Source organism: Opitutus sp. sgz309028, assembly GCF_059821195.1.
The window spans coordinates 140,187-154,677 of sequence record NZ_JCAMRR010000004.1; the positions used below are offsets into that span (position 1 = coordinate 140,187).

The 14,491-nt window shown below is 62.3% G+C and carries 18 protein-coding genes; all 18 read right to left on the bottom strand.

Annotation, left to right across the window (positions count from 1 at the left end):
• Entirely contained in the window at window positions 1-567 is a 567-nt protein-coding gene (gene rplE / locus AC6RV7_RS16140) for a 50S ribosomal protein L5 (protein ID WP_500095059.1), read from the bottom strand.
• Between the two features lie 106 nt (window positions 568-673).
• On the bottom strand, window positions 674-949 hold the full coding sequence (gene rplX, locus AC6RV7_RS16145) for a 50S ribosomal protein L24 (protein ID WP_500095060.1): 276 nt from the start codon (window positions 947-949) through the stop codon (window positions 674-676).
• 1 nt (window position 950) lies between these two features.
• Window positions 951-1,316, bottom strand: coding sequence for a 50S ribosomal protein L14 (rplN, locus tag AC6RV7_RS16150; protein WP_500095061.1), 366 nt, complete (start codon window positions 1,314-1,316; stop codon window positions 951-953).
• 35 nt (window positions 1,317-1,351) lie between these two features.
• The gene (gene rpsQ, locus AC6RV7_RS16155) at window positions 1,352-1,720 is read right to left on the bottom strand and encodes a 30S ribosomal protein S17 (protein WP_500095062.1); all 369 of its coding nucleotides are present in this window, start codon (window positions 1,718-1,720) and stop codon (window positions 1,352-1,354) included.
• A 29-nt stretch (window positions 1,721-1,749) separates the two neighbouring features.
• Window positions 1,750-1,956, bottom strand: coding sequence for a 50S ribosomal protein L29 (gene rpmC / locus AC6RV7_RS16160; RefSeq protein WP_500095063.1), 207 nt, complete (start codon window positions 1,954-1,956; stop codon window positions 1,750-1,752).
• Between the two features lie 18 nt (window positions 1,957-1,974).
• Window positions 1,975-2,397, bottom strand: coding sequence for a 50S ribosomal protein L16 (gene rplP, locus AC6RV7_RS16165; protein ID WP_500095064.1), 423 nt, complete (start codon window positions 2,395-2,397; stop codon window positions 1,975-1,977).
• A 53-nt stretch (window positions 2,398-2,450) separates the two neighbouring features.
• Window positions 2,451-3,083: a 30S ribosomal protein S3 gene (gene rpsC / locus AC6RV7_RS16170; protein ID WP_500095065.1), complete on the bottom strand. Its 633-nt coding sequence runs from the start codon at window positions 3,081-3,083 to the stop codon at window positions 2,451-2,453.
• 9 nt (window positions 3,084-3,092) lie between these two features.
• A complete protein-coding gene (rplV, locus tag AC6RV7_RS16175) occupies window positions 3,093-3,434 on the bottom strand; it encodes a 50S ribosomal protein L22 (RefSeq protein WP_500095066.1) in 342 nt (113 codons plus the stop codon).
• A 102-nt stretch (window positions 3,435-3,536) separates the two neighbouring features.
• The gene (gene rpsS, locus AC6RV7_RS16180) at window positions 3,537-3,812 is read right to left on the bottom strand and encodes a 30S ribosomal protein S19 (protein ID WP_500095067.1); all 276 of its coding nucleotides are present in this window, start codon (window positions 3,810-3,812) and stop codon (window positions 3,537-3,539) included.
• A gap of 18 nt (window positions 3,813-3,830) precedes the next feature.
• Window positions 3,831-4,697 carry a 50S ribosomal protein L2 gene (gene rplB, locus AC6RV7_RS16185; RefSeq protein ID WP_500095068.1) on the bottom strand — a complete coding sequence of 289 codons (867 nt, stop codon included), beginning with the start codon at window positions 4,695-4,697 and terminating at the stop codon, window positions 3,831-3,833.
• Between the two features lie 30 nt (window positions 4,698-4,727).
• Window positions 4,728-5,009, bottom strand: coding sequence for a 50S ribosomal protein L23 (gene rplW / locus AC6RV7_RS16190; RefSeq protein ID WP_500095069.1), 282 nt, complete (start codon window positions 5,007-5,009; stop codon window positions 4,728-4,730).
• A complete protein-coding gene (gene rplD / locus AC6RV7_RS16195; protein ID WP_500095070.1) occupies window positions 5,009-5,641 on the bottom strand; it encodes a 50S ribosomal protein L4 in 633 nt (210 codons plus the stop codon). The genes rplW and rplD overlap by 1 nt, the downstream gene beginning before the upstream one ends.
• Before the next feature lie 15 nt (window positions 5,642-5,656).
• The gene (rplC, locus tag AC6RV7_RS16200; protein WP_500095071.1) at window positions 5,657-6,307 is read right to left on the bottom strand and encodes a 50S ribosomal protein L3; all 651 of its coding nucleotides are present in this window, start codon (window positions 6,305-6,307) and stop codon (window positions 5,657-5,659) included.
• Window positions 6,308-6,420: 113 nt separating this feature from the next.
• Complete coding sequence (gene rpsJ / locus AC6RV7_RS16205) at window positions 6,421-6,729, bottom strand: 30S ribosomal protein S10 (RefSeq protein WP_096055068.1); 309 nt, start codon at window positions 6,727-6,729, stop codon at window positions 6,421-6,423.
• A gap of 20 nt (window positions 6,730-6,749) precedes the next feature.
• Entirely contained in the window at window positions 6,750-8,939 is a 2,190-nt protein-coding gene (fusA, locus tag AC6RV7_RS16210) for an elongation factor G (protein WP_500095072.1), read from the bottom strand.
• Window positions 8,940-8,960: 21 nt separating this feature from the next.
• Window positions 8,961-9,434: a 30S ribosomal protein S7 gene (gene rpsG, locus AC6RV7_RS16215; protein WP_500095073.1), complete on the bottom strand. Its 474-nt coding sequence runs from the start codon at window positions 9,432-9,434 to the stop codon at window positions 8,961-8,963.
• A 31-nt stretch (window positions 9,435-9,465) separates the two neighbouring features.
• A complete protein-coding gene (gene rpsL / locus AC6RV7_RS16220) occupies window positions 9,466-9,843 on the bottom strand; it encodes a 30S ribosomal protein S12 (protein ID WP_500095074.1) in 378 nt (125 codons plus the stop codon).
• 481 nt (window positions 9,844-10,324) lie between these two features.
• On the bottom strand, window positions 10,325-14,473 hold the full coding sequence (rpoC, locus tag AC6RV7_RS16225; protein ID WP_500095075.1) for a DNA-directed RNA polymerase subunit beta': 4,149 nt from the start codon (window positions 14,471-14,473) through the stop codon (window positions 10,325-10,327).
• Window positions 14,474-14,491 lie beyond the last annotated feature (18 nt).

Sequence of the window (14,491 nt, forward strand, 5' to 3'; positions counted from 1 at the left end):
TTAGGCGGCTTTCGTGGCGGACTCGACGCGGCGGAACGGAATGCCAATCAGGCGGAGAAGCTCACGGCCCTCGTCGTCGGATTTCGCGCTCGTCACGATCGTGAGGTCGAGGCCCATGTGCTTCTTAACGTTTTCCACGGTGATTTCCGGGAAGATCGTGTGGTCGGTGATGCCGAGGTTGTAGTTGCCCTGGCCGTCGAGCTTCGCCGCGACGCCGCGGAAGTCACGAATGGTGGGCAGCGCGACGGCGATGAGCCGTTGCAGGAACTCCCACATGGAGTCGCCGCGAAGGGTGACGTGGCAGCCGACGATCTGGCCTTGCCGCAGCTTGAAGTTGGCGATGGCCTTCTTCGACTTCGAGAGGACGGCCTTCTGGCCGGCGATCAGGCCGAGGTCGCGCTGAATGTCCGTGATCTGATTCTTGTCGGCGTCGGCATCGATACCGGTGTTGAGGCTGATTTTCACCAGCTTCGGCACCTGATGCTTGTTTTTGTAGCCGCGGCTCTTCACGAGCTCGGGCGCGACTTGCTCGACGTAAAGTTTCTTGAGGGAGGGAACGTAGCTCATTTTAGGGGCCCGCGATTACCGACCGCGAGGCAATGGAGAGTGATGTCTTGAGTGGAAAAGCGTCGAGTAACGCAGGCGCGCGGGCCGGTTGGCAAGCGCGCAGTGCTCAGGCTTTCGCCGGGGCGGCCTTCTTGCGCTTGCTGGCGTCGAAGGTCGACTGGAGCATCAGGTTGCTGAGGTGGATCGAGCCTTCGCGCTCGACGATCGCGCCCTGCGGGTGCTCCTGCGACTTCTTGACGTGACGCTTGATCATGCCGAGGCCTTCGACGCGCGCGCGCTGCTTGGCGGCGAGGACCTCGAGGATCTTGCCGGACTTGCCCTTCTGGGAGCCGGCGATGACGACGACCTGGTCGCCGCGTTTGACGTGAAACTTCTGGGCCATGTTAGAGAACCTCCGGGGCGAGCGAGATGATCTTCATGAAGTTCTTCGCGCGCAGTTCGCGGGCGACGGGCCCGAAGATACGGGTGCCGCGCGGGTTGTTGGTGGCGTCGATGATGACGATCGCGTTGCTGTCGAAGCGCAGGTAGCTGCCGTCGGCGCGACGAACCGGCGCCTTGGTGCGAACGACGACGGCCTTGTGGACCTCGCCCTTCTTCACGGTGGCTTCGGTGGAGCTTTGCTTGATGTGGACGGTGATGATGTCGCCGACCGCGGCCGTGTCGGTGTTCTGGCCCTTGCGGGAGATCATCGCGGCTTTGCGGGCGCCGGTGTTGTCGGCGACGTCGAGAATGGAGCGCAGTTGAATCATGGCAGGCCTCCTGTGAGTTGCGTGGGTTGTTTAAATCAGGCCTGCGGAGCGGGCGCTTCGGATTGGGTCGAGGCGGTCTTGGTCGGGACCTGGGCGGCGACGTCGGTTTCGGTGATGGCGACGGCGTCGGTGGTGACGGCCTTCTCGAGGACAGAGACGATGCGCCAGCGCTTGAGGCGGCTGATCGGGCGGGTCTCCATGACCTCGACCTTGTCGCCCAAGCGGGTCTCGTTCTTCTCGTCGTGCGCGTGCAGGACGGTCTGGCGGTTGACGACCTTGTGATAGAGCGGGTGCGGCGTCTTGTAGGCGACGGTCACCTTCACGGACTTGTCGCCGGAGCGGCTCGTGACGAAGCCGACTTGGGTTCTGCGCTGGTTGCGCTGGCCGGGAGCGGGAGAGGACATGGCGGATGTATCGTTTTAGGGCGCGGTGCTCAGGCGGCGGCCGGCGCGGACTTTTTCTTTTCGTTCAAAATGGTCTCAAGGCGCGCGACGTCCTTCCGCAGGGTGCGGAGCTCGTGCGTTTTCTCGACCTGGCCCGTCTGCTTGCGCAGGCGCAGCTGCAGGAGCTGCTCACGGGTTTCGCGGATCTTGGTGGTGATCTCGGCGGGAGAGAGATCGCGGATTTCTTTGGAAGTCATGACGGAGCGGACTTGGGTTTAGACGGCGGTGCCGTCGCGCTGGATGAAGCGGCAGTGGAAGGGCAGCTTCGCGTCGGCGAGACGGAACGCTTCCTTCGCAATGGTGGCGGGCACGCCGGCGAGTTCGAAGAGGATCGCGCCGGGCTTGATGACAGCGACGTAGAACTCGACCGGGCCCTTGCCTTGACCCATGCGGACTTCGGCGGGCTTCTTGGTGACGGGCTTGTGCGGGAAAACGCGGATCCAGAGTTTGCCCTTGCGCTTCAGGTGGCGCGAGATGGTGACGCGGGCCGCTTCGATCTGCTGGCCGGTCATGGGGCCGCGGGTGAGCGACTGCAGGCCGAAATCACCGAAGGCGAGCGTGTTGCCGCGCTTGGCGTTACCCGAGCGGGTGCCTTTCTGCGTCTTGCGATATTTGGTGCGGGCGGGAGCGAGAGCCATGGCCTAAAAATTTGAAATTTGAGATTTCAGAGCTGAGATGCGCGCGGCGCGGCTCAGTTGTTGTCGGACTCTTTTTTGCAGATCCAGCACTTGACGCCGATCTTGCCGTAGACGGTGAGGGCTTCGGAGAAGCCGTAGTCGATGTTCTCGCGCAGGGTGTGGAGCGGAACGCGGCCTTTGCGCTGCCATTCGCGGCGGGCGATGTCGGCGCCGCCGAGACGGCCCGAGCACTGGATACGAATGCCCTCGGCGCCGAGCGTCATGGCCATTTCCACCGCCTTCTTCATGGCGCGGCGGAAGGCGATGCGGCGTTCGAGCTGCAGCGCGACGTTTTCGGCGACGAGCTGGGCCTCGATCTCGGGCTTCTTCACTTCCTGGATGTCGAGAAGGATGTCCTTGCCGGTGAGCTTCGCGAGCTCCTCCTTGATCTTCTCGATCTCCTGTCCCTTGCGGCCGATGACGATGCCGGGGCGGGCGGTGTAGATCTTGACGCGGACGCGATTCGAGGCGCGCTCGATGAAAATGCGCGGCACGGAGGCCTGCTTCAGTTTCTCCATGAGCTTCTCACGGATGAGCTGGTCCTCGGCGAGGAGCTTCGGGAAATCCTTTTTCGTCGCATACCAGCGGGACTGCCAGTTGCGGCGGACGGCGAGACGGAAACCGGTGGGATTGGTCTTTTGGCCCATGGAAGTGAATCAGTTGTTTTCGCCGTCGGTGAGGACGATGCGGATGTGGGACATTTTCTTGCGACGGGGCATGGCGGAACCGCGGGCACCGGCCTTGAAGCGCTTGAGCACGGGACCGTTCTCGATGATGGCGCTCTTCACGATGAGAGCGTCGGCCGAGAGGTTGTTGTTGTTCTCGGCGTTCGCGATGGCGCTCTTCAGCGTCTTGGCGATGAGGCGCGCGGACTTGCGCGGAATGAGCGTCAAATAGTCGACGGCGTCCGCGGCCTTGCGGCCTTGGATCGTGCGGGCGACTTCGCGCACCTTCTTCGGCGACATGCGCGCGTTGCGAGTGAGGGCTTGAACTTCCATGGGTGTCTTGAGGATTCCGGCGGTGAAGCCGGCGATAGTGGCGTCGCCGGGTGGCGACGCTCTACCCTTTTGGTGATGTCCTGATTTAGTTGATACGAGAGATTAAATTTCCTTGCGGGTCATGCCGCCGTGGGCCTTGAACGAGCGCGTCAGCGCGAATTCGCCCAGCTTGTGGCCGACCATGTTTTCCGTGACGTAAACGGCGACGAATGCCTTGCCGTTGTGCACGTTGAACGTGTGGCCGACGAAGTCGGGCGTGATCGTCGAGCGGCGGGACCAGGTCTGGATCGGCTTCTTGGTGCCGGCCTTGTTCGCCTTCTCGATCTTCTCGAGCAGGTGATAGTCGACGAAGAAACCTTTTTTGATGGAACGTGCCATGGTGCGAGAGGGGCGTGATTACTTCTTGCCGCGCGGCTTGCGGCCGTTGTGGTGGACGATGATCTGCGCGTTCGACTGCTTCGAACGACGGCGGGTCGGGAAGCCCTTCGCGAGCTGGCCCCACGGGGAGACGAGCTGCTGACGACCGCCACCACCCTTCGACTTGCCTTGGCCACCGCCGTTGGGGTGATCGACGGGGTTCATCACCATACCGCGGACGGTCGGACGAATGCCGAGCCAGCGACTGCGGCCGGCCTTGCCGAGCGACTGGTTCTGATGGTCGCCGTTGCCGACTTCACCGATGGTGGCGCGGCACTTGGCATTGACGAGGCGGAGCTCGCCGGAAGGCATCTTGAGAGTCGCCTGACCATTCTCGATCGCCACCAGCTCGAGGCTGGCGCCGGCGGAGCGGGCGATCTGGGCGCCGCGACCGGGGACGAGCTCAACCGCGTGGAGGCGGGTGGCCGGCGGGATGATCTCCAGCGGGAAGTTGTTGCCGACGTTGTAGTCGTTGGTCGTCGCCTTGTTCGAGGCGAAGATCTTGTCGCCGACCTTCAGACCATTCGGCGCGAGGATGTAGCGCTTCTCGCCGTTGGCGTAAGCCACGAGCGCGAGATTGGCCGAACGGTTCGGGTCATACTCGAGCGCCTGCACCTTGGCGGGCAGGTCGAGGAGGTTGCGCTTGAAGTCGACGACGCGGTAAAGCTGCTTGTGACCGCCGCCGCGATGACGCGTGGTGATGCGGCCGTAGACGTTGCGGCCACCGGTTTTGTTCTTCGACTGGGTGAGCGCGCGTTCCGGACGCTTCTTGCTCAGGCCCTCGATCTTGTTGAGCGAGGTGAAGCGGGTCGCGGGCGTGAGCGGACGAAAGGAATGGATTGCCATGATGGAGTGTCTCCGGGTTGGGCGAGCGCGTTAGACGAGCTCGATCTTGTCGCCGGTTTTAAGCGTCACGATCGCCTTCTTGTAATCGGAGCCGACGGTCGGACGACCGGTGCGGCTCTTCTTGTTCTTGCCGCGATAGACGGCGGTATTCACGCGCTTGACGGTGACCTTGAACGTCTGCTCCACGGCCTGGGCGATCTGGTGCTTGTTGGCGTGGCCGTGAACTTCGAACGTGTATTGGCCGAGCTCGGACGAAAGCTTGTTCGACTTTTCCGAGAGGCGGACGAGTTTGAGGATCTGGTCGGCGTGCATTAGTTTTTGCCTCCGTTGACGCGCGTGAGAATCGTTTCGAGCGCCTTGGTGCTGACGATGATCTTGCTGTAGTGCGCGAGATCCAGGGTGTTGAGCTTCGCCGCTTCCTGGAGCGTCACGCGCTCGAGGTTGCGCGAGGCGCGGGCGGTCTCCAGAGCGAACGGAGCATCGACCAGCAGCACCTTGCCCTTGGGAGCGATGCGACCGACGATGGTGTTGATCGCCTTGGTCTTCGTGGCCTTCGTGTCGAACTGCTCGATGACGGCGAGTTCGCCGGCGGCGGCGCGATCGAAGAGGGCGCGGCTGAAGGCGAGTTGCTTCACCTTCGCGTTGATTTTCTTGGAATAGTCGCGGGGCTTCGGGCCGAACACGACACCACCACCGCTCCAGAGCGGCGAGCGGATCGAGCCGGCGCGGGCGCGGCCGGTGCCCTTCTGGCGCCACGGCTTCTTGCCGCCACCGCGGACTTCACCGCGGGTCTTGGTCGAGTGCGTGCCCTGGCGGTTGTTGGCGTTGATCGCGACGATCACTTCCTTGACGGCCTGAAGGCCCTTGTCGCCCTCGAAAGTCGGCAGGCCGAACTCCTTCTCGGAGCTCTTGGTGGCGTCGGCGTTGAAAACGGTAAGCTTCATGTCTGTGTCTCCAGTTTAGGCCTGGGCCTTCGGCTGGCCTTTGATGGCGGAGCGGACGATTACGTCGTCACCGTTCGCGCCAGGGATCGCGCCCTTCACGAGGATGAGGTTCTTGTCGGCGATCACCTTGACGATCGTCAGGTTCTGCACGGTGCGCTTTTGCTGGCCCATGTGGCCGGGCATCGGCTGGTTCTTCCACGAGCGACCGGGCGTCTGGCGCATACCGATCGAACCGATGCGGCGGTGAAACATCGAGCCGTGCGTGGCGGGACCGCCTGCAACGCGATAACGTTTCACCACGCCTTGGAACCCTTTGCCCTTCGTGACGCCAATGACGTCGACGAGCTGGCCCTCGGAGAAGGCGGTGACGTTCACGACGTCGCCGACCTTGAGCGTCGGGGCATCCTGCAGTCGAACTTCGCTGAGGACGCGGGGCGCCTGGTCGAGATTGCCTTTTTTGGCGTGGCCGATTTCGCCGGCCGAGGAATTTTTGGCCTTCTTCTGCGAGAAGCCGATCTGAACGGCGTTGTAGCCGTCGGTTTCCGTGGTCTTGACCTGGACGACGGCACACGGGCCGGCTTCGACCACGGTGACGGGCACGAGCACATTCTGTGCGTCGTAGACCTGCGTCATTCCGAGTTTTTTACCTAGAAGCGATGAGATCATAGGCTAAGTGGTAGGTGGATGTTCCGTTTAAGAACCTACTTTAGCGAGGGGCCTGGCGGTGCCGCGAAGGCACACAGGCAACTGCTACTGTAGAGTGGTGAAACCTGGGCGCGTTATACGTTGATGGTGATGTCCACGCCGGACGGGAGATTGAGTTTCTTCAACTCGTCGACGGTCTGAGCGGTGGGCTCGATGATGTCGATGAGCCGCTTGTGCGTGCGGGTTTCGAACTGCTCCATCGACTTCTTATCGACGTGCGGGGAGCGGTTGACGGAAAGCTTCTCGATGCGGGTGGGCAGCGGGATCGGACCCGAGACGCGCGCGCCGGAGCGCTTGGCGGTCTCGACGATCTCGAGCGCCGACTGATCGATGACGCGATAGTCGAAGCCCTGAAGTTTGATGCGAATGCGTTGACCTTTCATGGGAGGCAAAGAACGGAGAATTACGTGCGGGCGGGGGCTTTCGAAGACGTCTCGACGATCTTCTGCAGCAGAGAATTCGGCACCTGCTCGAAGTGGGACGGCGTGATGGACGCGCTGGCGCGGCCCTTGGAGAGCGAGCGGATGTCGGTCACATAGCCGAAGAGCGTCTCGAGCGGGATGTTCGCGCTGATGATGCACGCGCCGGCCTTGTTCTCCATGCCGCTGATCGTGCCGCGACGACGGTTGATGTCGCCCATGAGGTCGCCCTGGTATTCGTCCGGGGTGGTGACTTCGACGCCCATGATCGGCTCGAGGAGAATCGGATTGGCCTTCTTCATCGCTTCCTTGAACGCGAAGATGCCGGCCATTTTGAACGCGAGTTCCGACGAGTCGACTTCGTGGAAGGAGCCATCGACGATGCGGACCTTGACGTCCACGACCGGATAGCCGGCGACGACGCCGTTGTTGGCGCCCTCGAGAATACCTTCCGTGGAAGGTTTGATGAATTCCTTCGGAATGACGCCACCCACGATCTCGTTGATGACCTCGACGCCCTTGCCCTTTTCGTTGGGCTCGATCTTGACGACGACGTGGCCGTATTGGCCCTTGCCACCCGACTGGCGGATGAACTTGCCTTCGCCGTCAGCCGGCTTGGCGATGGTTTCGCGATAAGCGATCTGCGGCTTGCCCGAGGTCGCCTCGACCTTGAACTCGCGCTTCATGCGGTCGCGAATGATGTCGAGGTGAAGCTCGCCCATGCCGGCCAAAATCGTCTGGCCGGTGTCCGGATCGGTTTTGACGCGAAGCGTCGGGTCTTCCGCGACGAGGCGTTGAAGCGCCGTGCCCATTTTCTCCTGATCGCCCTTCGAATTCGGCTCGATCGACATCGAGATGACGGGCTCAGGGAAGGACGGCGGCTCGAGGCGGATATCGAAATTCTCGTCGCACAGCGTGTCGCCCGTGATGACGTCCTTCACGCCGACCAGCGCGCAGATGTCACCCGAATAAGCGACATCGATTTCCTCGCGGTCCATCGCGCGCATGAGCACGAGACGGGAAACGCGTTCGCTGCGGCGGGTGCGCGGGTTGTAGAGCGAGGTGCCCTTTTTGAGGATGCCGGAGTAGACGCGATAAAACACCAGTTTGCCGACGAACGGGTCGGTCCAGAGCTTGAACGCGAGACCGGAGAGCTTCGCATTGTCGTCAACCGGCGCGAACACTTCCTTGCCGTCGCTATCCTGACCGTTCATCGGCGGAACGTCGATGGGGCTCGGCAGGTAATTCACCACGCAGTCAAGCAGGCGCTGAATGCCCTTCTTCTTGAACGCGGAACCGGGGATCACGCCGGTGAACTGCAGGGAGATCGTCGCCTTGCGGATGCCGAGCATCAGCTCGTCCGCGCTGATCTCCTCGCCGCCGAGATATTTTTCGGCAATGACGTCGTCGAAATCGGAGACCGCCTCGATCAGCTTGTCGCGATACTCCTTGGCCTGCGCCCGCATGTTCTCGGGGATCTCGGAGGTGACCGGGACCATGCCGAGCGGATCCTTGGTCTCGTCGAAGATGTAGGCGAGGTTCTGCACGAGGTCCACGACCCCGTTGAAATTTTCCTCAGCGCCGATGGGCAGGAAAAGCGCGTGCGCATTGGCCTTCAGCTTCGTGCGCATCTCCTCGATGGCGCGGAAAAAGTCGGCACCGGTGCGGTCCATCTTGTTGATGAACGCAACGCGCGGAACCCTGTATTTGTTGGCCTGGCGCCAGACCGTCTCCGACTGCGGCTGCACGCCCGCAACGGCACAAAAGACCGCGACGGCGCCGTCAAGCACGCGGAGGGAACGCTCGACCTCGGCGGTGAAGTCGACGTGTCCGGGCGTATCAATAACGTTGATACGCTGCTTGATCCCTTTCCACGGGCCGCAAGAGGCGAGCCAGGCGCAGGAGATGGCGGAAGCGGTGATGGTGATGCCGCGCTCGCGCTCCTGTTCCATCCAGTCGGTCACCGCCGTCCCTTCATGCACCTCGCCCATCTTGTGGACGGAACCGGTGTAGAACAGGATGCGCTCGCTGGTGGTGGTCTTGCCGGCGTCGATGTGCGCGGCGATGCCGATGTTGCGGGTCCACTCGAGCGGGAACGGGCGGTCCTTGGAATTGGCCGAGGAAATCTTGGCCTTGTCGGTGATGATGGAAATCTTGGGAGCAGCGACTGACATGGGCGGTAGGGGCTGGACTGGTTACCAGCGGAGGTGGGCGAAGGCGCGATTCGCCTGCGCCATCTTGTGAGTGTCTTCCTTCTTTTTGACGACGTTGCCCGTGTTGTTATAGGCGTCGATGATTTCGGCGGCCAACGCGTCCTTCATCGGCATGCCCTTGCGGCTGCCGGCGGCATCGACGATCCAGCGCAACGCCAGACTCTCCTGCCGCTCGTAGGAGATTTCGATCGGAACCTGATAGGTGGCGCCGCCGACGCGACGGCTCTTCACCTCGAGCCGCGGGCGGGCATTCTCGAGCGCGCCCAGGAGGAGGTCCACCGGATCGCCCTTCTCGAGCTTCTCGGAAACTTTTTCGAACGCGCCGTAAACGATGCGCTGGGCAAGATTCTTCTTGCCGCTCTTCATGATGACATTGACCAGGTGCGCAACGAGCGGACTCTTGTAACGGATATCCGGCTCGACGTGGCGTTTTTCGGCTCTGTGGCGGCGTGACATGACGAGATTCTAGTTGGGAAAAGAACGGTGGTTATTTGGCCTTCGGGCGCTTGACGCCGTACTTCGAACGGGAGCGACGGCGCTTTTCGACGCCGGTCGCGTCGAGGGTGCCACGCACAATGTGGTAACGAACACCGGGAAGGTCCTTCACACGACCGCCGCGCACGAGCACGATCGAGTGCTCCTGCAGGTTATGGCCTTCGTCGGGGATGTAGGAGATCACTTCGTTGCCGTTCGTGAGGCGAACCTTCGCCACCTTGCGGATGGCGGAGTTCGGCTTCTTGGGGGTGCGGGTCATGACCTGCACGCACACGCCGCGACGGAACGGATTGCCATCCAAGGCGGGGGATTTCGACTTGGTGCGCACCTTGCGGCGGCCTTTGCGCACGAGCTGATTGATGGTCGGCATACGAGTGGTGAAGAATGAAAATTGACGAAAAGAGGAAAACGCTACCGGGGCCGAAAAGCTCGGCAAGAACTTTTTGGCTGAAAGTGGACATTGCCGCGATTTCGCAGCAGTGAAGCCGGTCGCGAAAACAAAAGCGTTCTTCGAAAAACTCCGAAAACGCGCAGGGAAAAGTGGGAGGGTCGAACGTTGCGCGCGTGCCGGTGAACACAAGAAAATTCTCCGCCGGGCCGCGCGGCTTAAAAAAAATGCCCGGCGGTGAGGCCGGGCAATAAACCACACGGAGCTAAGCTCTACATGCAGTTTTGGCGGGAGGGACGCCGAGAGTCGTCAAGCGCGGAGCCGGAGACAAGAATTTTTTTCACGAGCTGTTGACAACGTTTCTCGCTTCGCCGCGCGTCCGATTGCGCGTCGACGGCGGGCAAAAAAAAGCCGCAGACGACAACGTCTGCGGCTTGAAAGCCAAGCGACTACGATCGCGGGATCAGCTCGCTTCTGTGACCGGCTGCGGTTCGGACTCGACCGGCAGGTCGGCGCCGAAGGGCAGCGTGATCTTCAGGTTCTTGTAGCGCGGCAGGCCGGTGCCCGCCGGGATCAGGTGACCCATGATCACGTTTTCCTTGAAGCCCTTCAGGTAATCGACCTTGCCGAGCGTCGAGGCATCCGTGAGGACGCGCGTCGTCTCCTGGAAGCTCGCGGCCGAGATGAAGCTCTCGGTCTCGAGCGACGCCTTGGTGATGCCGAGCAGGATCGGTTCGGCCTCGGCGGGCTTGCCGCCCGCCTCTTCGATGCGACGGTTTTCCGCGAGGAACGCCGCCCGATCGACCTGCTCGCCCCAGAAGTTCTCAGTGTCGCCCGGATCGGTGATGCGGACCTTGCGGAGCATCTGGCGGATGATGATCTCGATGTGCTTGTCGTTAATCGAGACACCCTGCAGGCGGTAAACTTCCTGAACCTGCGAGATGAGGAAGTCGTAGAGCGCGCTGGGCCCGAGGATCTCGAGGATTTCGTGGGGATCGGCTGCGCCTTCCGTGAGGTGCTGGCCCTTGTGCACGACGTCGCCCGGCTGGACGATGATATGCTTGCCGGTCGGGATGAGGTGTTCCTCTTCCTGGCCGGTCTCGTCGTTCTTGACGACGAGCTTGCGCTTGCCGCGAACCGTGCCCTCGAACGAGACGATGCCGTCGATGCGGGACATCTCGGCGGCTTCCTTCGGGCGGCGAGCTTCGAACAGCTCGGCGACGCGCGGAAGACCACCGGTGATATCCTTCGTCTTGGAAGCCTGACGCGGAGTCTTCGCGAGCAACGCACCCGGCTGGATGATGTCGCCCTCGTTGACCGCGATCTGCGCGCCGACGGGAATCGAATAAGCCGCGAGCGGCTTGTTCTTCGCGTCGCGCACCTCGATCTGCGGATTGAGGTCTTCCTTGTGCTCGATGACGACGGTGGCGATGCGGCCCGACGACTCGTCGAGCTCACGCTTCACGGTCACGCCTGGGATCATGTCCTTGAAGGCGAGTGTGCCGCCCTTCTCGGAAAGAACCGGAATGTTATACGGATCCCACTGCGCCAGCACCCCGCCCTTTTCGATCATCTCGCCGTCACCGACGTGGAGGAACGAACCGACAACGATGTTGTAGCTCTCGAGCTCGTGATCCTCGGCGTCGAGGATCTGGATGGAGCCGGTCTTGTTCAGGACGATCGCGGCACCATCCGCCGTTTCGACGAGGCGCAGGCCCTTGTATTTGACCTTGCCGGAGGCGCGCACGCGGATTTCGGGAGTCTTGAACCCACCGGACGCGACGCCGCCGATGTGGAACGTGCGCATCGTGAGCTGCGTACCCGGTTCGCCGATCGATTGGGCGGCGATGATGCCGACCGAGTCGCCGATCTTCGCCACGCGCGAGGTGGCCGGGTTGATGCCGTAGGACTTCGCGTCGATGCCGTGCTGCGTCGTGGACGTGAGTGGCGACATGACCTTCAAGCGTTCGATGCCGACCTCGTCGATCTTCGCCGAGATCTCCTCGGTGATGAGCTCGCCGGAGCCCACCAGCAGCTCGGAGGGGTTGAGCGGATTGAAGACGTCGTCGCTCGAGAAGCGGCCGACGATGCGCTCGCGCAGGCTGACGATTTCGTCGTCGCCTTCGAAGATCGCCTTCTTCCACACGCCGTCGCGGGAACCGCAATCGTCCTCGGCGATGATGACGTCCATGGCGACGTCGCAGAGCTTGCGGGTCAGGTAACCGGCGTCGGCGGTCTTGAGCGCCGTATCCGCCAGACCCTTACGGGCGCCGTGGGTCGAGATGAAGTACTCGAGCACGGTGAGGCCCTCGCGGAACGAGGACAGGATCGGACGCTCGATGATTTCGCCGGAAGGCTTGGCCATCAGACCGCGGGTGCCGCACAGCTGGCGGACCTGCTGTTTGTTACCACGCGCACCGGAGTCCATCATGATGTACACCGGGTTCACCTCGTTGCGGCCTTCGTTGCTTTCGAGCTTGGCGAAGACCTCTTTCGCGATGCGGTCGGTGGTGCTCGTCCAAAGGTCGATGACCTTGTTCTTGCGCTCACCTTCCGTGATGATGCCCTTGTTGAACTGGCCTTCGACTTCGGCGATCTTCTTCCGGGTGTCGGCGACGATGTCCTTCTTCGCCTCCGGGATGATCATGTCGTCGATGCCGATCGAGATGCCCGCCTGCATGGCGGTCTGGAAACCGAGCTCCTTCAGGCGGTCGAGGGTCTCGACCGTGACCTGGTCGCCGGAGGTCTTGTAGGTATTGAGAATCAGGTCGCCGAGCTTGCCCTTCGGAACGGGGAAGTTCACGAAGCCGAGACCGGCCGGCCAGATCTGGTTGAAGATCACGCGGCCCACCGTGGTGCGCAGCGTCTTCTTCTCCTTGTTGCCGAAAACCGTCTCGCGGCCGTAGTCGGGGTTCGGAACCTCGACCCAGTCGTGCTTCTTCATCGCGCCATCGGCGACGGCGTAGAGCACCTCCTGCAGGCCGGAGAGCAACGGCACGCGTTCGCCCTTGGCGGGCTTCTTGCGCGGCTCGATCGTCAGGTAATAGGCGCCGAGCACGATGTCCTGCGACGGCGTGAGGATCGGCTTGCCGGAGGACGGCGAGAAGATGTTGTTCGTCGCCATCATGAGGAGTTTGCACTCCATGATTGCCTCGAGCGAGAGCGGCACGTGCACGGCCATCTGGTCACCGTCGAAGTCGGCGTTGTAAGCCGTGCAGACGAGCGGGTGAACGCGAATGGCCTCGCCTTCGATGAGGACGGGCTCGAACGCCTGGATCGAGAGACGGTGCAGCGTCGGCGCGCGATTGAGCAGCACCGGGTGGCCCTTCGTGACTTCCTCGAGGATGTCCCAGACTTCCGGCGACTTCTTCTCAATCATCTTGCGCGCACCGCGGACGGTGTGCACGAAGCCGAGTTCCTTCAGGCGGCGAATAATGAACGGCTCAAACAGCACGAGCGCCATCTTCTTCGGGAGGCCGCACTGGCTGAGCTTCAGCTCGGGACCGATGACGATCACGGAGCGGCCGGAATAATCGACGCGCTTGCCGAGCAAGTTCTGACGGAAACGACCCTGCTTGCCCTTGAGCATGTCCGAAAGGGACTTCAGCGGGCGATTGCCGGCGCCCGTGACCGGGCGGCCATGGCGGCCGTTGTCGAAGAGCGCGTCCACGGCTTCCTGCAGCATGCGCTTTTCGTTGTGGATGATGACGTCCGGCGTCTTCAACTGCATCAGATTCCGCAGGCGGTTGTTGCGGTTGATGACGCGGCGATAGAGATCGTTGAGGTCGGAGGTCGCGAAGCGGCCGCCTTCGAGCGGGACGAGCGGGCGCAGGTCCGGCGGGATGACGGGCAGCACTTCGAGAACCATCCATTCGGGACGGCTCTTTGAGTGGATGAAGCCTTGGATGACCTTCAGGCGCTTCGAGAGCTTCTTCTTGATCTGCTTCGACTTCGTCGCGCGCATCTGCTCCTGCAGCTCGGCGACGGTCGCTTCCATGTCGGTTTTGACGAGCGCGTCACGGACGGCCTCGGCGCCCATCTTGGCGACAAAGGAGTCCTCACCGTATTCGTCGAGGGCCTGGCGGTACTCGGTGTCGGTGAGCAGCTGGTGCGGCTCGAGCGGGGTCTTGCCCGGATCGATCACCATGTAGTTCTCGTAGTAGATCACGCGCTCAAGCGAGCGGGCGGTCATGTCGAGCAGGAGGCCGAGGCGGCTCGGCATGCTCTTCAAGAACCAGATGTGCGCGACCGGAACGGCGAGCTCGATGTGGCCCATGCGTTCGCGGCGGACGCGCGCAATCGTCACTTCGACGCCGCAGCGATCGCAAACGACGTCCTTGTATTTGATGCGCTTGTACTTTCCGCAGGCGCACTCGTAATCGCGCACCGGGCCGAAGATCTTCTGACAGAAGAGGCCGCCCGGCTCGGGCTTGAAGGTGCGGTAGTTGATCGTCTCGGGATTCTTCACCTCGCCCTTCGACCATTTGCGGATGGTCTCCGGGGACGCGACGGTGATGGACACGCAGTCGAACGGATTTTCCTCAAGGCCGAGGGCACCGCGGGTTTCTTCGCGGGCGGCAGAGGCGGCGACTTCGTTGGGTTGGATGCTCATTTATGCTCCCTGTGTTGT